The following is a 19,693-nucleotide window of genomic DNA, read 5'->3' as shown; positions in this document are numbered from 1 at the left end:
AGGGTTCATGAAACTCATCAGTAATGATCTGCGCGATGGCGATAAGTTACCGCATCGTCATGTCTTTAATGGCATGGGCTATGATGGCGATAATATTTCGCCGCACCTGGAGTGGGACGACGTTCCTGCGGGAACCAAAAGTTTTGTTGTCACCTGTTACGATCCGGATGCGCCAACGGGTTCTGGCTGGTGGCACTGGGTAGTTGTTAACTTGCCTGCCGATACCCGCGTATTGCCGCAAGGGTTTGGCTCTGATCTGGTGGCTATACCAGACGGTGTTTTGCAGACGCGTACCGATTTTGGTAAAACCGGATACGATGGCGCTGCGCCACCGAAAGGCGAAACCCATCGCTACATTTTTACCGTTCACGCACTGGATGTAGAACGTATTGATGTCGATGAAGGTGCCAGCGGCGCGATGGTCGGCTTTAACGTCCATTTCCACTCTCTGGCAAGTGCCTCGATTACCGCGATGTTCAGTTAAATACTCTGCCAGATGGCGCGATACCATCTGGCATCACTTAAAGGTATTAAAAACAACTTTTTGTCTTTTTACCTTCCCGTTTCGCTAAAGTTAGTATAAAAAAGCAGGCTTCAACGGATTCATTTTTCCATTTCAAAGCCCGGAGCAACCTGTGAACACATTTTCAGTTTCCCGTCTGGCGCTGGCACTGGCTTTTGGCGTGACGCTGACCGCCTGTAGCTCAACACCGCCCGATCAACGTCCTTCTGATCAAACCGCGCCTGGTACGTCTTCTCGCCCGATTCTGTCGGCAAAAGAAGCGCAGAATTTCGATGCGCAGCACTATTTCTCCTCACTGACGCCAGGTGCTGCAGCGTGGAACCCTTCACCGATTACCCTGCCCGCGCAACCTGACTTTGTTGTTGGACCAGCGGGTACACAAGGTGTGACGCACACGACCATTCAGGCTGCGGTGGATGCGGCAATTATCAAGCGCACCAATAAGCGCCAGTATATTGCCGTGCTGCCAGGTGAGTATGAAGGCACGGTTTACGTTCCTGCAGCTCCGGGTGGAATCACTTTGTACGGTACGGGTGAAAAACCGATTGATGTCAAAATTGGGCTTTCCCTTGATGGTGGAATGAGTCCTGCCGACTGGCGTCACGACGTCAACCCACGCGGCAAATATATGCCAGGTAAACCAGCGTGGTATATGTACGATAGCTGCCAGAGCAAACGCAGCGACAGTATCGGTGTACTGTGTTCTGCGGTCTTCTGGTCGCAAAACAATGGTCTGCAACTGCAAAATCTGACCATCGAAAACACCCTGGGCGATAGCGTAGATGCGGGTAATCATCCGGCGGTGGCGCTGCGTACCGATGGCGATAAAGTGCAGATCAATAACGTCAATATTCTCGGTCGTCAGAATACCTTCTTTGTCACCAACAGCGGTGTGCAGAACCGTCTGGAAACCAATCGCCAGCCGCGTACACTGGTGACAAATAGCTACATTGAAGGGGATGTGGATATCGTTTCCGGTCGTGGCGCAGTGGTGTTCGATAACACCGAATTCCGCGTGGTGAACTCTCGTACCCAGCAGGAAGCGTATGTTTTTGCACCGGCGACGCTGTCTAACATCTATTACGGTTTCCTCGCGGTAAACAGCCGTTTCAATGCTTCTGGTGATGGTGTCGCGCAATTAGGCCGCTCGCTGGATGTTGATGCCAATACCAACGGTCAGGTGGTAATCCGTGACAGTGTGATCAACGAAGGCTTCAACACTGTCAAACCGTGGGCCGATGCGGTGATCTCTAATCGTCCGTTTGCGGGTAACACCGGCAGCGTTGATGATGATGACGAAGTGCAGCGCAATCTGAATGACACAAACTACAACCGTATGTGGGAATACAATAACCGCGGCGTGGGTAGCAAAGTGGTTGCAGAGGCGAAGAAGTAAGCGCTGTTAACTATTCGGTGTATTACCTGATGCATATTTAAATCCACCACAAGAAGCCCCATATATGAAAAACGCAACGTTCTACCTTCTGGACAATGACACCACCGTTGATGGCTTAAGCGCCGTTGAGCAACTGGTGTGTGAAATTGCCGCAGAACGTTGGCGCAGCGGTAAGCGCGTGCTCATCGCCTGTGAAGATGAAAAACAGGCTTACCGGCTGGACGAAGCCCTGTGGGCGCGTCCGGCAGAAAGTTTTGTTCCGCACAATTTAGCGGGAGAAGGACCGCGCGGCGGTGCGCCAGTGGAGATCGCCTGGCCGCAAAAACGTAGCAGCAGCCCGCGCGATATATTGATTAGTCTGCGAACAAGCTTTGCAGATTTTGCCACCGCTTTCACAGAAGTGGTAGACTTCGTCCCTTATGAAGATTCTCTGAAACAACTGGCGCGCGAACGCTATAAAGCCTACCGCGTGGCTGGTTTCAACCTGAATACGGCAACCTGGAAATAATGGAAAAGACATACAACCCACAAGATATCGAACAGCCGCTTTACGAGCACTGGGAAAAGCAGGGCTACTTTAAGCCTAATGGCGATGAAAGCCAGGAAAGTTTCTGCATCATGATCCCGCCGCCGAACGTCACCGGCAGTTTGCATATGGGTCACGCCTTCCAGCAAACCATCATGGATACCATGATCCGCTATCAGCGCATGCAGGGTAAAAATACCCTGTGGCAGGTCGGTACTGACCACGCCGGGATCGCTACCCAGATGGTCGTTGAGCGCAAGATTGCCGCAGAAGAAGGTAAAACCCGTCACGACTATGGCCGCGAAGCCTTCATCGATAAAATCTGGGAATGGAAAGCGGAATCCGGCGGCACCATTACTCGTCAGATGCGTCGTCTCGGCAACTCCGTCGACTGGGAGCGTGAGCGCTTCACTATGGATGAAGGGCTTTCCAATGCGGTGAAAGAAGTTTTCGTTCGTCTGTATAAAGAAGACCTGATTTACCGTGGCAAACGCCTGGTCAACTGGGACCCGAAACTGCGCACCGCTATCTCTGACCTGGAAGTGGAAAACCGCGAATCGAAAGGTTCGATGTGGCACATCCGCTATCCGCTGGCTGACGGCGCGAAAACCGCAGACGGTAAAGATTATCTGGTCGTCGCGACCACCCGCCCGGAAACTCTGCTGGGCGATACCGGCGTCGCTGTTAACCCGGAAGATCCGCGTTACAAAGATCTGATTGGCAAATATGTCATTCTTCCGCTGGTGAACCGTCGTATTCCTATCGTTGGCGACGAACACGCCGACATGGAAAAAGGCACTGGCTGCGTGAAGATCACTCCGGCGCACGACTTTAACGACTATGAAGTAGGTAAACGCCACGCTCTGCCGATGATCAACATCCTGACCTTTGACGGTGATATCCGTGAAAGCGCCCAGGTGTTCGATACCAAAGGTAACGAATCTGACGTTTATTCCAGCGAGATCCCGGCAGAATTCCAGAAACTGGAGCGTTTTGCTGCACGCAAAGCGATCGTTGCTGCCGTTGATGCCCTCGGCCTGCTGGAAGAGATTAAACCGCACGACCTGACTGTTCCTTACGGCGACCGTGGCGGCGTAGTTATCGAACCGATGCTGACCGACCAGTGGTATGTACGTGCCGATGTACTGGCGAAACCGGCAGTTGAAGCGGTTGAGAACGGCGACATTCAGTTCGTACCGAAGCAGTACGAAAACATGTACTTCTCCTGGATGCGTGATATTCAGGACTGGTGTATCTCTCGTCAACTGTGGTGGGGTCACCGCATTCCGGCATGGTACGACGAAGCGGGTAACGTTTATGTTGGCCGCAACGAAGATGAAGTGCGCAAGGAAAATAACCTTGCCGCCGACGTCGCTCTGCGTCAGGACGAAGACGTTCTCGATACCTGGTTCTCCTCTGCGCTGTGGACCTTCTCTACTCTTGGCTGGCCGGAAAACACCGACGCCCTGCGTCAGTTCCACCCGACCAGTGTGATGGTATCTGGCTTCGACATCATCTTCTTCTGGATTGCCCGCATGATCATGATGACCATGCATTTCATCAAAGATGAAAATGGCAAGCCGCAGGTGCCGTTCCACACCGTTTACATGACCGGTCTGATTCGTGATGACGAAGGCCAGAAGATGTCCAAATCCAAGGGTAACGTGATTGACCCGCTGGATATGGTCGACGGTATTTCGCTGCCAGAACTGCTGGAAAAACGTACCGGCAATATGATGCAGCCACAACTGGCGGATAAAATCCGTAAGCGCACCGAGAAGCAGTTCCCGAACGGTATTGAGCCGCACGGTACTGACGCCCTGCGCTTCACCCTGGCTGCGCTGGCTTCTACCGGTCGTGACATCAACTGGGATATGAAGCGTCTGGAAGGTTACCGTAACTTCTGTAACAAACTGTGGAACGCCAGCCGCTTTGTGCTGATGAACACTGAAGGTCAGGATTGCGGCTTTAACGGCGGCGAAATGACCCTGTCACTGGCAGACCGCTGGATCCTGGCGGAGTTCAACCAGACCATCAAAGCGTACCGCGAAGCGCTGGATAGCTTCCGCTTCGATATCGCCGCAGGCATTTTGTATGAGTTCACCTGGAACCAGTTCTGCGACTGGTATCTGGAGCTGACCAAGCCGGTAATGAACGGTGGAACTGAAGCCGAACTGCGTGGTACTCGCCATACGCTGGTGACCGTGCTGGAAGGTCTGCTGCGCCTCGCGCATCCGATCATTCCGTTCATCACCGAAACCATCTGGCAGCGTGTGAAAGTACTGTGCGGCATCACTGCCGACACCATCATGCTGCAACCGTTCCCGCAGTACGATGCGTCTCAGGTTGATGAGGCGGCGCTGGCTGACACCGAGTGGCTGAAACAGGCGATCATTGCGGTGCGTAACATCCGCGCGGAAATGAACATCGCACCGGGCAAACCGCTGGAGCTTCTGCTGCGTGGTTGCAGTGCGGATGCAGAGCGTCGCGTAAATGAAAACCGTGGCTTCCTGCAAACACTGGCGCGTCTGGAAAGCATCACTGTGCTGCCTGCCGATGACAAAGGTCCGGTTTCCGTTACTAAGATCGTCGACGGTGCTGAGCTGCTGATCCCGATGGCTGGCCTCATCAATAAAGAAGATGAGCTGGCACGTCTGGCAAAAGAAGTGGCGAAGATCGAAGGCGAAATCAGCCGCATCGAGAACAAGCTGGCGAACGAAGGCTTTGTATCCCGCGCACCGGAAGCGGTTATCGCGAAAGAGCGTGAGAAGCTGGAAGGTTATGCGGAAGCGAAAGCGAAACTGATTGAACAGCAGGCGGTTATCGCCGCGCTGTAATACCCACCGTGAAAACGAAGGCCGGAGCATGCTCCGGCCTTTTTATTTAGATAAACGGAACATACGGCATAATACCGCGAGATATCCACATTAACGGCCCGCTATCCTGCGGTTTGTCATCATTGGTTAATTCCAGCGAATCAAGGTCACCCTGAACATGGGTATTATTGGCAATCCAGCCAACCATCCACATTTTCAGCCAGGGATAAGCCAGTCCACAGGTGATTGAAGCCCCCATTAATATCGCAAACATGCGCAGAAGCATACCGAAGGTGGTAACAGACGAATGGAAATGAATTGTTCCATTTGCCAGTGTCAGATTATTCAGAAACAGACCGCGTAACGTGGCATAGAGATAACTGGCAAAAACAAGAATCGCCACAAAATACAGGAAATAGGAAGCCATAATCTGCGGGTAATATTGCAATATAAGATCACTACCCGCACCAGCCCGCCCTAACATAGTCATCATCATTAATTGCTGAAATACTGGCGCAATCATAATACCAATGACAATGATGAAAGGAACCATGGTCAATATTGCGAGCATACATCCTTTAATGCATTCTTTTACGTTTACCTTAATAGAGAACTGATGAGTGCCAAAGGTCGCGTTATTACCCAGCAACGGCATCCATTTGCTATAGGTAATACCGTGGACAACACCCAATCCGACGGCTGAAAGTAAACTTAACACCACTAAATTAAAGACTAATCCTCCTATTGATGTCATAACTTGCGCAATAAGGTATAGCGCTAACCAAAAAGCTAACGCCAACAGAACAGGCAGACCTAACATCACCCACCATGCACGGAGCATGGAGCAGTTAAAGCCAAAGCGAATACCATTCAGTGAGGTCATGTTCGCCTGATATTGCAGACTCTTCACTGCCATGCAAGGAATACCGCAGATCAAGAGGGCAAACAGGAAAAAACCAAGCACAAAGTGTTGGCCTGAAAAACAAAAAATACTGAAAAAATAAACGATCATAATAAGTAACATGCTAACAAAAATAGCACCACCTGTTCCCTTATAACTAAATGGTTGCCCCTTGAGTGTCACATGTTGATAAATATAACGACGGCATTTCACTAATGCCCACGGCCCATATATTCCCAGAGTAATAATTGTCAGTAAAAAATTCACAAGACAAATAAGAAAATACTCACCACCCTTGCCTGTAAAAACAAATGCGTGACGAGGATTATCTTTCCCGACGTTTACACCATTCATGAACTATATCCCTAAAATAAATTCCATTCATACAGATAATAAATCCAGTACAATAATACTGGTACGCCTAGAATACGCCTTCTCAAAGAGATATATGCTTAATATTTTCTGATTTATCTTCTTCTTGCACCGCATAAGCGAGGGTGGTATTAAAGTGAGCTATAAATCATACATTTGAAATTGAGCTATGCTATGAATGTTGTCGCTTCTCCCGCGCTCCGTTTGCGCAAACTTACCGCCACCGATAATCCTGCTATTGCCAGTGTCATCCGCCAGGTGTCCGCAGAGTACGGTCTGACCGCTGATAAAGGCTATACCGTTGCCGATCCCAATCTCGACGAGCTGTATCAAATGTACAGTCAGCCTGGCCATGCGTATTGGGTGGTTGAATACCATGGCGAAGTGGTCGGCGGCGGCGGAATTGCGCCATTAACCGGGAGTGAGTCAGACATTTGCGAATTACAAAAAATGTATTTTCTTCCTGCTATTCGCGGCAAAGGGCTGGCAAAAAAACTGGCCTTAATGGCGATGGAGCAGGCGCGAGAAATGGGCTTCAAACGCTGCTATCTGGAAACAACCGCTTTTTTGAAAGAAGCGATTGGTTTGTATGAACATTTAGGTTTTCAACATATCGACTATGCGCTTGGCTGCACGGGCCATGTCGATTGTGAAGTGCGGATGCTGCGCGAACTGTAAAAAAATGCCCGCTAGTGTGTGCTATCGGGCATTTTAATCAATTAATTAATGGCGAACACCGTCATCATCTTCGTCGACAAAATCTTCATCGTCGCCTTCTTCACCGTTAGGATCTTCAAAGTAAGTCCCCCAACCGTCGTATTCAACGTCGAATTTCTCTGCCAGGTTCATCAATTGCTCAACCTGAGCATCGATCAGATCGGCATTCAACGCGCATTCGCTGATGATGTCACAGCAAATCACGATATCACCCTCTTCCACTTCCAGCTCTTCTGGATCGGTCACTTCATAGCCGAGTTTAAATGCTTCAACCGCCGCTTTTTCCAGGGTTTCCAGATCGTCTGCGGAAAGGTGATGCTCGATGGTGTACAGCGCGTCTGGATCGCTACCATCTTCCAGTAATTCTTCAATAATCAAACGCGTTTCTTCACGCTGTTCTTCCAGTTGTTCCGGGTTTGCCATGGCTTATTCCTCTTAATGTCCTGCCGATACTCTTATTGTCACACACCACTGACATTGCCTCCACCTTTGTGATAAAGATTTATGCCTCAGGCTTGCAAATGAATATTCATACATATAAATTGAATTTTAATTCATTAGGCGTTAGCCACAGGAGGGATCTATGTCCGGGTTTTATCATAAGCATTTCCTGAAATTACTCGATTTCACACCCGCTGAAATCAACAGCCTGCTTCAGTTAGCCGCGAAGCTGAAAGCCGATAAGAAAAACGGTACTGAAGAAGCCAGACTCACGGGTAAAAACATCGCGCTCATCTTCGAAAAAGACTCGACACGTACCCGATGCTCTTTCGAAGTTGCCGCATATGACCAGGGCGCTCGCGTCACTTATCTCGGCCCCAGCGGCAGCCAGATTGGTCATAAAGAGTCGATTAAAGATACTGCCCGCGTGCTTGGACGCATGTATGACGGTATTCAGTATCGCGGCTATGGTCAGGAGATCGTCGAAACGCTGGCAGAATACGCTGGCGTGCCGGTCTGGAACGGGCTGACCAATGAATTCCATCCAACGCAGTTGCTGGCAGATCTGCTGACCATGCAAGAATATTTACCGGGTAAAGCGTTCAATGAAATGACGCTGGTCTACGCCGGAGATGCCCGCAACAACATGGGCAATTCGATGCTGGAAGCTGCTGCGCTGACTGGCCTGGATTTACGCCTGGTGGCACCGCAGGCGTGCTGGCCAGAAGCCTCGCTGGTTGCGGAATGTCGCGCGCTGGCACAACAGAACGGCGGGAATATTACACTGACAGAAGATATCGCGGCAGGCGTTAAAGGCGCAGACTTTATCTATACCGATGTGTGGGTGTCGATGGGGGAAGCGAAAGAGAAATGGGCAGAACGTATTGCACTGCTGCGTGATTATCAGGTAAACAGCAAAATGATGCAGTTGACGGGTAATCCCGAAGTCAAATTCCTGCACTGTCTGCCCGCATTTCATGACGATCAAACCACGCTTGGCAAGAAAATGGCAGAAGAATTTGGCCTGCATGGTGGGATGGAAGTGACGGATGAGGTCTTCGAATCTGCCGCCAGCATTGTTTTTGATCAGGCGGAAAACCGTATGCATACCATCAAAGCAGTGATGGTCGCGACGCTTGCCAAATAACACCAGTACCGGAGGCGGCGTAACGTCGCCACCGGTATAATCCGCTTATACCATCTGCATCTTCACAACCGCTTTGCGAACCCTGGCTGGCTCGCCCACTGCGCACAGTGGCTTGTGCACTTCACCCGGATAGAACACGACAAAGTCCCCTTCATTGAGGATGACGGTCTTCTCTTCAACGCCTTCCGGCAAAAAGGCGATGTCTTTATCTGCTAACCAGTCAGTATCCGGTGTACCCGCAGGTTGCGTGCTAAAGGTCATGCCCTCCTGCCCTTTTAACACAATTTGAATGTCGAGATAGCGAGCATGATACTCTGCGCGACGCGCTTCATACGGCTCGGTCATATCTTCAGAGATAAGATAAAACAGACGGTTGCCTTCGATATCGTGCTTACCCTTTGGCGTTTCTGCCGTAACGTGCGCTTTAATATGCTCAATAGCCTGGCGTAACTCTTCCGGCAACCATTGCTGGAGATTATGAATATTTCCGATGATCATTTCTTTCCTTTCCTCAATTAAAACATTGTTTCATTTCTCTTGTTATACGTAATTCCTTATAGCCATACCAGTATTTTTTGCCGCCTGATTGCGCCAGCGCATATTTTCCTGCCCGTTCCCGCGCCATCCCACCTTATGTTATAAATTCAAATTTAAAGCATATAAATTCACAACAATCGTTTACCTGGGGAGTTTTTTGCATTAATCGCTTGATCCCACTTTCTGGCTGAGTATAATGCCGGACAATTTGCCGGGAGGATGTATGGTTCAGTGTGTTCGACATTTTGTCTTACCGCGTCTGAAAAAAGACGCTGGCCTGCCGTTTTTCTTCCCGTTGATCACCTATTCCCAGCCCCTCAATCGAGGGGCTTTTTTTTGCCCAGGCGTCAGGAGATAAAAGATGGCTAATCCGCTATATCAAAAACATATCATTTCCATAAACGACCTTAGTCGCGATGACCTTAATCTGGTGCTGGCGACAGCGGCGAAACTGAAAGCAAACCCGCAACCAGAGTTGTTGAAACATAAAGTGATTGCCAGTTGCTTCTTCGAAGCATCAACCCGCACCCGCCTCTCTTTCGAAACCTCGATGCACCGCCTGGGTGCCAGCGTGGTGGGATTCTCCGACAGCGCCAACACGTCATTGGGTAAAAAAGGGGAAACGCTGGCCGATACCATTTCGGTTATTAGTACCTATGTCGATGCGATTGTGATGCGCCACCCGCAGGAAGGTGCGGCACGCCTGGCCACCGAGTTTTCCGGCAATGTACCGGTACTGAATGCCGGTGATGGTTCCAACCAACATCCGACGCAAACCTTGCTGGATCTGTTCACGATTAAGGAAACTCAGGGGCGTCTGGACAATCTCCACGTCGCAATGGTCGGTGACCTGAAATATGGCCGTACCGTGCACTCTCTGACCCAGGCGCTGGCAAAATTCGACGGCAACCGTTTTTACTTCATCGCCCCGGATGCGTTGGCAATGCCGCAATACATTCTGGATATGCTCGATGAAAAAGGTATCGCCTGGAGTCTGCATAGCGCCATCGAAGAAGTGATGGCGGAAGTGGATATTCTGTATATGACCCGCGTGCAAAAAGAGCGCCTGGATCCGTCTGAATACGCCAACGTGAAAGCGCAGTTTGTCCTGCGCGCCAGCGATCTCCACAACGCCAAAGCCAATATGAAAGTGCTGCATCCGCTGCCGCGCGTTGACGAGATTGCGACAGATGTTGATAAAACGCCGCACGCCTGGTACTTCCAGCAGGCAGGTAACGGAATTTTCGCTCGCCAGGCGTTACTGGCACTGGTTCTGAATCGCGATCTGGTACTGTAAGGGGAAATAGAGATGACACACGATAATAAATTGCAGGTTGAAGCTATTAAACGCGGCACGGTAATTGACCATATCCCCGCCCAGATCGGTTTTAAGCTGTTGAGTCTGTTCAAGCTGACCGAAACGGATCAGCGCATCACCATTGGTCTGAACCTGCCTTCTGGCGAGATGGGGCGCAAGGATCTGATCAAAATCGAAAATACCTTTTTGAGTGAAGATCAGGTAGACCAACTGGCATTGTATGCACCGCAAGCCACGGTAAACCGTATCGACAACTATGAAGTGGTTGGCAAATCGCGCCCCAGCCTGCCGGAGCGCATCGACAATGTGCTGGTCTGCCCGAACAGCAACTGTATCAGCCATGCCGAACCGGTTTCTTCCAGCTTTGCAGTGAGAAAACGCGCCAATGATATCGCGCTCAAATGCAAATACTGCGAAAAAGAGTTTTCCCATAATGTGGTGCTGGCCAATTAATTGCGGTTGGTAATAAAAGTCTGGCTCCCTATAATGAGCCAGACTTTTTACCGCTGTAATAAAGGAGAAATCATGAGCAAAACTATCGCGACGGAAAATGCACCCGCAGCTATCGGTCCGTATGTTCAGGGCGTTGATCTGGGCAGTATGATCATCACCTCCGGTCAGATCCCGGTAAACCCGAAAACGGGCGAAGTTCCGGCAGACGTAGCCGCACAGGCGCGTCAGTCTCTGGATAACGTAAAAGCGATCGTGGAAGCGGCTGGCCTGAAAGTGGGCGATATCGTTAAAACCACCGTTTTTGTGAAAGATCTGAACGACTTCGCAACCGTAAATGCCACTTACGAAGCCTTCTTCACCGAACACAATGCCACCTTCCCGGCACGTTCTTGCGTTGAAGTTGCCCGTCTGCCGAAAGACGTGAAGATTGAGATCGAAGCGATCGCTGTTCGTCGCTAATCTCTTTCAAAAAGATAATCCAGGTTTCGCGCCTGGATTATCTGATTCAACCACGGAGGGTTGAAGATGGCTAAAGCCCGTTTCACTGATGAACAAATTGCTGAAATTTTACAACAGTCAAAAAAGGGTGCACCTAATAAGGATTTATGTGAACACTATCAATTTAGTGTTAGTACGCTGCGGCGCTGGCAAGAACAGCACGCAGAAGGCGTAAGAAGTGAATTAAAAAAAATAGAATCCAAAGCGCAAATCGTCTTTCTGCTTTTCTTTGCTGTCTCCATTATACTCACGCTTATATTTGGCAAGCCTACAGGTGGATGGGTAATACCGCCTTTATTACTTTATTGTGTTTATTATATCCGCCTGTATCGCAACATCTCCTCCAGACACATTAAAAAAGAAGACATCTATCTCTCTCGTTCGGTAAATAAAAGCTATAGCGCCCTTTATAATTTGAGCTGGACGTTTATTTGTTTTTTTATTTTTGCAGTAATCTATTTTTTTGTGCAGATTTTTTCGTAGGTGACCGACCTGAAAGAATATTTCAGGTCAGTCTCATCACTGGCTTACTGCCAGCCGTAACGACGGCTATAGAACCCTTTCACCAGTTGCGTTAATGTCATATACCCTGCCAGAATCGCAATTAGCCACGGGAAATAGCTTAACGGCAACGCCTGCAGTTGCAGATAACTGGCCAGCGGCGAGAACGGCAACGCGATCCCCACAACCATCACGATCACGGTCATGATCATTAACGGCCACGATGCGCGGCTCTGAATAAACGGCACACGGCGGGTGCGGATCATATGTACAATCAGCGTTTGCGACAGTAACCCCACCACAAACCAGCCCGACTGGAACAGCGTTTGCGTTTCCGGTGTGTTGGCATGGAATACCCACCACATCAGGCAAAACGTCAGAATATCGAAGATCGAACTGATCGGTCCGAAGAAGATCATAAAGCGCCCCAGATCCGCCGGATTCCAGCGCTGCGGCTTTTGAATTTGCTCGTCGTCGACATTATCAAACGGGATCGCCACCTGTGACACATCGTACAGCAGGTTCTGAATAAGCAAGTGTAACGGCAACATCGGCAGGAAAGGCAAGAAAGCACTCGCCACCAGCACGCTGAACACATTACCGAAGTTAGAACTCGCCGTCATTTTGATGTATTTCAGCATGTTGGCGAAAGTGCGACGTCCCTCAATAACCCCCTCTTCCAGCACCATCAGGCTTTTTTCCAGCAGGATGATATCAGCCGCTTCACGAGCAATATCTACCGCGCCGTCCACGGAAATTCCAATATCCGCAGCGCGTAAGGCGGGCGCATCATTTATTCCATCGCCCATAAAGCCAACCACATGCCCTTCACGCTTCAGTAAGGTCACAATGCGTTCTTTATGCATCGGCGTCAGGCGCGCGAACAGCGTGGTACGTTGCGCGAGATTTGCCAATTCGTCGTCAGTTAGCGTTTCAATATCACTACCAGTAACCACTTCTCCTGCGTCCAGCCCCACTTCATGGCACACTTTCGCCGCCACTAACTCACTGTCGCCAGTAAGGATCTTCACGGTAATTCCACTGGCTTTTAACGCCCGCAGAGCCGGAGCCGTTGTCTCTTTTGGCGGATCAAGAAAAGCGATATATCCTTCGAGGATCAGATCGGATTCATCAATCCGCTGGTAATCTCCTTCACGCGCTGGCAGGTATTTCGTCGCCACCGCAACCACACGCAGCCCCTGACGGTTCAGCGTATCAGTAACCCGTTTAATCTTGCGTAACATGGTGTCATCAAGCGGGACAATCTCGCCATTGTGACGCACTTGCGAACACACATTGAGGATCTCCTGCAATGCGCCTTTGCAGACCAGTTGATGGTGTTCGGCATTTTCTGCCACTACTACCGACATCCGGCGGCGCTCGAAATCAAACGGAATTTCATCCACTTTCTGCCAACGACTGGCCAACAGACGGGCAGACTCTTCATCGATGCCTTCCAGCACCGCCGTATCGAGCAGGTTTTTAAGCCCAGTCTGGTAATGGCTGTTCAACCACGCACTATGTAGCACCCGCTCGCTGGTTTTACCGGAGATATCGGTATGATTCTCCAGCACAATTTTATCTTGCGTCAGGGTGCCTGTTTTATCAGTGCACAGAATATCCATAGCGCCAAAGTTCTGAATGGCATCCAGATGTTTGACGATCACTTTCTGTTTCGACAGCTTGACTGCGCCACGTGCCAGCGTCGAAGTGACAATCATCGGCAACATTTCCGGCGTTAAGCCTACCGCAACCGAAAGCGCGAACAGCGCTGCTTCCCACCAGTCACCTTTGGTGTAACCGTTGATGAGCAGCACCACCGGCGTCATCACCAGCATAAAGCGAATCAACAATATGCTGACGCGGCTGATCCCTTGTTGAAAGGCGTTCGGCTCGTTTTCCTGCTCGCTGACACGCCCCGCCAGTTGACCAAACCAGGTATTGGCACCTGTAGCAATCACCATTGCTTGTGCCGTGCCGCTCACCACGGTGGTGCCCATAAAACACAAAGTGTCGCACTCCAGCGGATTACAGTGCTCTGACTGGCGGGTAGTTGTTGCTTTTTCAACAGGCAGAGACTCACCGGTTAATGACGCCTGAGCGATGAACAGATCGCGCACCTGCAAAATACGTAAATCGGCCGGGATCATATCCCCCGCCGCCAGTTTAATAATATCGCCAGGCACTAACTGGTCGATTGGGATCTCCAGCCAGCCATTTTCCCCTTTGTCGTTAATTACACGCAGCACCGTCGCGGTATTGCTGACCATCGCTTTCAGGGCATCTGCCGCTTTAGTGGAACGCGCTTCCTGAATAAAGTTCAGCAGCGTGGAAATAGCCACCATTAACGCGATCACACCTGCAGCAAATAAATCCTCCGTGGCATAAGAAATACCGCCGAGAATGGTGAGCAATATATTAAAGGGGTTGCGATAACAGACCCACAAATGTACCCACCACGGAGACGGTTGTTGCGCAGGTAATTTATTTTCACCATGTTGTTCGCGGGCTAATTCCACTTCCGCCTGATTTAACCCTTCCGGATGGGTGTCGAAGGTTTTCCATAATTCCTCTTCTGGCATTACCGCCATTTTCAGGCAATGCGCACTTAAGGAAGGGGGGATCGGAATATTCGCTGTCTGTTGCGCGCCAGGCAACGGATCGCGATGAACCAGACGAGAAGGTAAATGGCGAATGAGCCGGGTAAAAATTTCTTTAAACATAGGAAGTCCCTCCGCACCCTGTAAGCATGGTGCAGAAAATATCTTCAGGCGTTGCAAAGCCTTACCTGAAGGTAATAAAAATGAGCTGGGACGTTAAAACGTCACGGCCTTACGCATCCGGTAACGCCGTGAAAAGACAGGCTTACCGGAAAAGTTTTAATCTCCGTCGAGGGAGAGGCGTGGGATCAGGTTCCATATAACCTCCGGTAAGTGAAAAATAGCGCCAGGAATCCAATAATATTGGTAGCATTTATGCCGATATAATACCTGCAGACAACTAAACCAACGATAAACCAGACTTTGCCCATTGCGGTATGCACAGGTAAAGTTAGGCTCAAATAATTAAACCGCAAGTTACGGGGCAACAGGATGCAAAATCGGCTGACCATCAAAGACATCGCGCGCTTAAGCGGCGTGGGGAAATCCACGGTTTCCCGGGTGCTGAATAACGAAAGCGGCGTGAGTCAGCGCACACGTGAGCGCGTGGAAGCAGTGATGAATCAGCATGGATTTTCCCCTTCCCGCTCCGCACGCGCCATGCGTGGGCAAAGCGATAAAGTCGTCGCCATTATCGTTACCCGTCTGGATTCGTTGTCAGAAAATCTCGCCGTTCAGACCATGCTGCCTGCATTCTATGAACAGGGCTACGACCCAATCATGATGGAAAGCCAGTTTTCACCACAATTGGTCGCAGAGCATCTGGGCGTTCTGAAACGTCGTAATATTGACGGCGTGGTGCTGTTTGGTTTTACCGGCATAACGGAAGAGATGTTAGCCCACTGGCAGTCATCACTGGTGCTGATGGCACGTGACGCAAAAGGCTTTGCTTCAGTCTGTTATGACGACGAAGGGGCGATCAAAATCCTGATGCAGCGACTGTATGACCAGGGGCACCGCAATATCAGCTATCTCGGCGTGCCACACAGTGACGTCACTACCGGTAAGCGACGCCATGAGGCCTATCTGGCATTTTGCAAAGCGCATAAACTGCATCCCGTCGCCGCTCTGCCGGGCCTTGCCATGAAGCAAGGCTACGATAACGTGGAAAAAGTGATTACGCCTGAAACCACCGCGTTGCTGTGCGCAACCGACACGCTGGCACTTGGCGCAAGTAAATACCTGCAAGAGAAACGCATTGACACTCTACAGTTGGCGAGTGTTGGTAATACGCCGTTGATGAAGTTCCTCCATCCGGAGATCGTCACCGTTGATCCCGGCTACGCTGAAGCCGGACGCCAGGCGGCCTGCCAGTTGATCGAGCAGGTAACCGGACGCAGCGAACCCCAACAAATCGTCATCCCCGCCACCCTTTCCTGATCGTTGACTGAACGATAATTTGTGATCTTCGCTGCGTTTCGGGAACGTTCCCATTTTTAATATTCTCTTCCCACGATATTCTGCCATCAACCAAATATGTCATCTGCCACGGGGCTTTACGATGAGCAAAGTGAACCAAACGGATATCGACCAGTTGATTGAACTGGTCGGCGGGCGCGACAATATCGCGACGGTGAGCCACTGTATTACACGCCTGCGCTTTGTCCTCAACCAACCGACCAATGCCAGACCGAAAGAAATTGAACAATTACCAATGGTGAAAGGCTGCTTCACCAATGCCGGGCAATTTCAGGTGGTCATTGGCACCAACGTTGGCGATTACTATAAAGCGCTGTTGGCGAGGACTGGTCAGGCGCAGGTCGATAAAGAGCAGGTGAAAAAAGCTGCACGGCAAAATATGAAATGGCATGAACAGTTGATCTCCCATTTCGCAGAGATCTTCTTCCCGTTGCTACCGGCGCTAATTAGTGGTGGTTTGATCCTCGGTTTTCGCAATGTGATTGGCGATCTACCCATGAGCAACGGGCAGACGCTGGCGCAAATGTACCCTTCTCTAAAAACGATCTACGATTTTTTGTGGTTGATCGGTGAAGCGATCTTCTTCTACCTGCCAGTCGGAATCTGCTGGTCAGCGGTGAAAAAGATGGGTGGCACACCGATTCTCGGTATCGTACTTGGCGTGACGCTGGTTTCTCCACAATTGATGAACGCCTATCTGCTCGGGCAGCAGGTGCCAGAAGTATGGGACTTTGGCATGTTCAGCATCGCTAAAGTGGGCTATCAGGCACAGGTGATCCCGGCACTGCTGGCCGGGCTGGCGCTTGGCGTTATTGAAACCCGCCTTAAGCGCATCGTGCCAGATTACCTCTATCTGGTGGTTGTGCCTGTCTGTTCGTTGATCCTCGCGGTGTTCCTTGCCCATGCACTTATTGGTCCCTTTGGCCGCATGATTGGCGATGGCGTTGCCTTTGCGGTACGCCACCTGATGACCGGCAGCTTTGCGCCGATTGGTGCGGCATTGTTTGGCTTCCTGTACGCCCCGTTGGTGATCACCGGCGTACACCAGACCACGCTTGCTATTGATTTGCAGATGATTCAAAGCATGGGTGGCACGCCAGTGTGGCCGCTGATTGCACTGTCGAATATCGCTCAGGGCTCCGCCGTGATAGGTATTATCATTTCCAGCCGCAAGCACAATGAACGCGAGATCTCCGTGCCTGCCGCGATCTCCGCCTGGCTTGGGGTCACAGAGCCGGCAATGTACGGCATCAACCTGAAATATCGCTTCCCGATGCTGTGCGCGATGATTGGTTCTGGTGTGGCGGGATTGTTATGCGGCCTGAACGGCGTCATGGCGAACGGCATCGGTGTTGGCGGTCTGCCGGGCATTCTCTCTATTCAGCCGAGCTACTGGCAGGTGTTTGCGCTGGCAATGGCTATCGCCATCATCATTCCGATTGTACTCACCTCGTTTATCTACCAGCGGAAATATCGCCTGGGTACGCTTGAAATTGTTTAATTTTCTTCGGGGCGCACTTGCGCCCCCTCGCATTTGCAGGAATAACCTAATGACTAATCTTCCCCACTGGTGGCAAAACGGCGTTATCTACCAGATTTATCCAAAGAGTTTTCAGGACACCACCGGCAGCGGCACCGGCGATCTGCGCGGAGTCACCCTGCGCCTCGACTATCTACAAAAACTGGGGGTCGATGCTATCTGGTTGACCCCCTTTTATGTCTCTCCCCAGGTCGATAACGGTTACGACGTGGCGAACTATACGGCGATTGATCCCACGTATGGCACGCTGGATGATTTTGACGAACTGGTGGCGCAGGCGAAATCGCGCGGTATTCGCATTATTCTTGATATGGTGTTTAACCATACTTCTACCCAACACGCCTGGTTTCGCGAGGCGCTGAACAAAGAAAGCCCTTATCGTCAGTTTTATATCTGGCGTGACGGCAAACCAGGAATACCACCAAATAACTGGCGTTCTAAATTCGGCGGCAATGCCTGGCGCTGGCACGCAGAAAGCGAACAGTATTATTTGCATCTGTTTGCACCTGAACAGGCCGATCTCAACTGGGAAAACCCAGCAGTACGCACAGAACTGAAAAAAGTCTGTGAGTTCTGGGCCGATCGCGGGGTAGACGGGCTGCGTCTGGATGTGGTGAATCTGATCTCCAAAGACCCGCGCTTCCCTGACGATCTGGATGGCGACGGGCGTCGCTTCTACACCGACGGGCCACGAGTCCATGAGTTTTTGCACGAGATGAACCGTGATGTCTTTACACCACGCGGGTTGATGACCGTAGGTGAAATGTCCTCCACCAGCCTTGAACATTGCCAGCGATACGCGGCGCTGACAGGCAGTGAATTGTCGATGACCTTTAATTTTCATCACCTGAAGGTCGATTATCCCGGCGGTGAAAAATGGACGCTAGCTAAACCTGACTTTGTAGCGTTAAAAACATTGTTCCGCCACTGGCAACAGGGAATGCATAACGTCGCGTGGAATGCTTTGTTCTGGTGTAACCACGATCAGCCGCGCATTGTTTCTCGCTTTGGCGATGAAGGTGACTACCGAGAGCCTGCGGCAAAAATGCTGGCGATGGTGCTGCATGGTATGCAGGGAACGCCTTATATTTACCAGGGGGAAGAGATTGGCATGACCAATCCGCATTTCACACGCATTACCGATTACCGCGACGTGGAAAGCCTCAACATGTTTGCCGAACTGCGCAACTGCGGGTGTGACGCCGAAGAGTTATTGGCGATCCTCGCCAGCAAGTCCCGCGATAACAGCCGCACGCCAATGCAATGGAACAACGGCGATAACGCCGGGTTTACTACCGCCGAACCGTGGATTGCCGTGTGTGATAACTATCGGGAAATCAACGTGGAAGCCGCGCTGGCCGATGAATCTTCGGTGTTTTACACCTATCAGAAATTAATCGCGCTGCGTAAACAAGAACCCATTCTGACATGGGGCGATTACCAGGATCTGCTGCCAAACAGCCCTGCGTTGTGGTGCTATCGCCGCGAATGGCAGGGGCAAACCTTATTGGTGATTGCCAACCTTAGCCGCGACATACAACCCTGGCAGCCAGGGCAAATCCGCGGCGACTGGCAACTGTTAATGCACAACTATGAAGAAGCCTCCTCTCAACCGGGAGCCATGACATTACGGCCTTTTGAGGCTGCCTGGTGGTTGCAGAGATAATTCTTCTCCTGGCCCCGGTAAAGCGAGCATTTTCGGGGCCTTACATGGCAGCACATTGTTTTTGTTGGTTTTTTAAACAGAAAATTATTAAAAATTTACACATCGCTGTAGCGCCCGTCATCCGTACACTCTGCTTTTTACTTTGAGCTAAATCAAAAAAAACTCAAACATCCTTAATGCAAAGCACTATATATAGACTTTAAAATGCATCGCAACCCAATATGTTGTATCCGTCGACTATACTTGCATCAAGATACACACC

At 50.6% G+C, this 19,693-nt stretch carries 19 protein-coding genes; 14 read left to right on the top strand and 5 right to left on the bottom strand.

All coding sequences use genetic code 11. From position 1 onward, the window contains the following. Positions 1-7: 7 nt before the first annotated feature. The 4 genes from ESM_RS0118400 (at position 8) to valS (ending at position 5,282) form a co-directional block, all read left to right on the top strand. Positions 8-484: a kinase inhibitor gene (locus ESM_RS0118400; RefSeq protein ID WP_000767421.1), complete on the top strand. Its 477-nt coding sequence runs from the start codon at positions 8-10 to the stop codon at positions 482-484. Positions 485-635: 151 nt separating this feature from the next. Then, positions 636-1,919: a putative acyl-CoA thioester hydrolase gene (locus ESM_RS0118395; protein ID WP_001091591.1), complete on the top strand. Its 1,284-nt coding sequence runs from the start codon at positions 636-638 to the stop codon at positions 1,917-1,919. A 64-nt stretch (positions 1,920-1,983) separates the two neighbouring features. Continuing rightward, a complete protein-coding gene (holC, locus tag ESM_RS0118390; protein ID WP_000786399.1) occupies positions 1,984-2,427 on the top strand; it encodes a DNA polymerase III subunit chi in 444 nt (147 codons plus the stop codon). Continuing rightward, complete coding sequence (gene valS, locus ESM_RS0118385) at positions 2,427-5,282, top strand: valine--tRNA ligase (RefSeq protein WP_000416370.1); 2,856 nt, start codon at positions 2,427-2,429, stop codon at positions 5,280-5,282. The genes holC and valS overlap by 1 nt, the downstream gene beginning before the upstream one ends. Before the next feature lie 46 nt (positions 5,283-5,328). On the opposite strand, the gene ESM_RS0118380 is transcribed toward valS, so the two are convergent. Further along, complete coding sequence (locus tag ESM_RS0118380) at positions 5,329-6,516, bottom strand: YjgN family protein (protein ID WP_001014712.1); 1,188 nt, start codon at positions 6,514-6,516, stop codon at positions 5,329-5,331. Positions 6,517-6,708: 192 nt separating this feature from the next. Here ESM_RS0118380 and ESM_RS0118375 point away from each other — a divergent pair, with 192 nt between their 5' ends. Next, positions 6,709-7,212 (top strand): GNAT family N-acetyltransferase, encoded by a 504-nt coding sequence (locus ESM_RS0118375; RefSeq protein ID WP_001468314.1) that lies wholly within the window; start codon positions 6,709-6,711, stop codon positions 7,210-7,212. A gap of 45 nt (positions 7,213-7,257) precedes the next feature. On the opposite strand, the gene rraB is transcribed toward ESM_RS0118375, so the two are convergent. Further along, positions 7,258-7,674: a ribonuclease E inhibitor RraB gene (rraB, locus tag ESM_RS0118370; protein WP_000002962.1), complete on the bottom strand. Its 417-nt coding sequence runs from the start codon at positions 7,672-7,674 to the stop codon at positions 7,258-7,260. 160 nt (positions 7,675-7,834) lie between these two features. On the opposite strand from rraB, the gene argF reads away from it, so the two are divergent. Continuing rightward, entirely contained in the window at positions 7,835-8,839 is a 1,005-nt protein-coding gene (gene argF, locus ESM_RS0118365) for an ornithine carbamoyltransferase (protein ID WP_000012892.1), read from the top strand. A gap of 45 nt (positions 8,840-8,884) precedes the next feature. On the opposite strand, the gene tabA is transcribed toward argF, so the two are convergent. After that, positions 8,885-9,337: a toxin-antitoxin biofilm protein TabA gene (gene tabA / locus ESM_RS0118360; RefSeq protein WP_000583473.1), complete on the bottom strand. Its 453-nt coding sequence runs from the start codon at positions 9,335-9,337 to the stop codon at positions 8,885-8,887. Between the two features lie 262 nt (positions 9,338-9,599). On the opposite strand from tabA, the gene pyrL reads away from it, so the two are divergent. The 5 genes from pyrL (at position 9,600) to ESM_RS0118340 (ending at position 12,128) form a co-directional block, all read left to right on the top strand. Then, complete coding sequence (pyrL, locus tag ESM_RS01000000125295) at positions 9,600-9,734, top strand: pyr operon leader peptide (RefSeq protein ID WP_032141493.1); 135 nt, start codon at positions 9,600-9,602, stop codon at positions 9,732-9,734. Between the two features lie 3 nt (positions 9,735-9,737). Beyond that, entirely contained in the window at positions 9,738-10,673 is a 936-nt protein-coding gene (gene pyrB, locus ESM_RS0118355; protein WP_000013036.1) for an aspartate carbamoyltransferase, read from the top strand. A 12-nt stretch (positions 10,674-10,685) separates the two neighbouring features. Beyond that, positions 10,686-11,147, top strand: coding sequence for an aspartate carbamoyltransferase regulatory subunit (gene pyrI, locus ESM_RS0118350; protein WP_000148581.1), 462 nt, complete (start codon positions 10,686-10,688; stop codon positions 11,145-11,147). A gap of 72 nt (positions 11,148-11,219) precedes the next feature. After that, positions 11,220-11,606, top strand: coding sequence for an enamine/imine deaminase (locus tag ESM_RS0118345; RefSeq protein WP_000047542.1), 387 nt, complete (start codon positions 11,220-11,222; stop codon positions 11,604-11,606). Between the two features lie 66 nt (positions 11,607-11,672). After that, complete coding sequence (locus ESM_RS0118340; protein WP_001029764.1) at positions 11,673-12,128, top strand: transposase; 456 nt, start codon at positions 11,673-11,675, stop codon at positions 12,126-12,128. Positions 12,129-12,172: 44 nt separating this feature from the next. On the opposite strand, the gene mgtA is transcribed toward ESM_RS0118340, so the two are convergent. Together mgtA and mgtL are read right to left on the bottom strand one after the other, a co-directional pair. Continuing rightward, positions 12,173-14,869 (bottom strand): magnesium-translocating P-type ATPase, encoded by a 2,697-nt coding sequence (gene mgtA, locus ESM_RS0118335; protein WP_000471856.1) that lies wholly within the window; start codon positions 14,867-14,869, stop codon positions 12,173-12,175. Between the two features lie 142 nt (positions 14,870-15,011). Then, entirely contained in the window at positions 15,012-15,065 is a 54-nt protein-coding gene (gene mgtL, locus ESM_RS1000000128530; protein WP_001387276.1) for a mgtA regulatory leader peptide MgtL, read from the bottom strand. A 173-nt stretch (positions 15,066-15,238) separates the two neighbouring features. On the opposite strand from mgtL, the gene treR reads away from it, so the two are divergent. The 3 genes from treR (at position 15,239) to treC (ending at position 19,431) form a co-directional block, all read left to right on the top strand. Continuing rightward, the gene (gene treR / locus ESM_RS0118330) at positions 15,239-16,186 is read left to right on the top strand and encodes a trehalose operon repressor TreR (RefSeq protein ID WP_001181341.1); all 948 of its coding nucleotides are present in this window, start codon (positions 15,239-15,241) and stop codon (positions 16,184-16,186) included. A 121-nt stretch (positions 16,187-16,307) separates the two neighbouring features. Then, entirely contained in the window at positions 16,308-17,726 is a 1,419-nt protein-coding gene (gene treB / locus ESM_RS0118325) for a PTS trehalose transporter subunit IIBC (RefSeq protein ID WP_000049038.1), read from the top strand. A gap of 49 nt (positions 17,727-17,775) precedes the next feature. Then, the gene (gene treC / locus ESM_RS0118320) at positions 17,776-19,431 is read left to right on the top strand and encodes an alpha,alpha-phosphotrehalase (RefSeq protein ID WP_001468311.1); all 1,656 of its coding nucleotides are present in this window, start codon (positions 17,776-17,778) and stop codon (positions 19,429-19,431) included. Positions 19,432-19,693 lie beyond the last annotated feature (262 nt).

It is taken from the genome of Escherichia sp. TW09308 (assembly GCF_000208565.1).
In the GTDB taxonomy this organism is placed as follows: Bacteria; Pseudomonadota; Gammaproteobacteria; order Enterobacterales; family Enterobacteriaceae; genus Escherichia; species Escherichia marmotae.
This window is presented reverse-complemented; position numbering and strand designations above follow the sequence as displayed.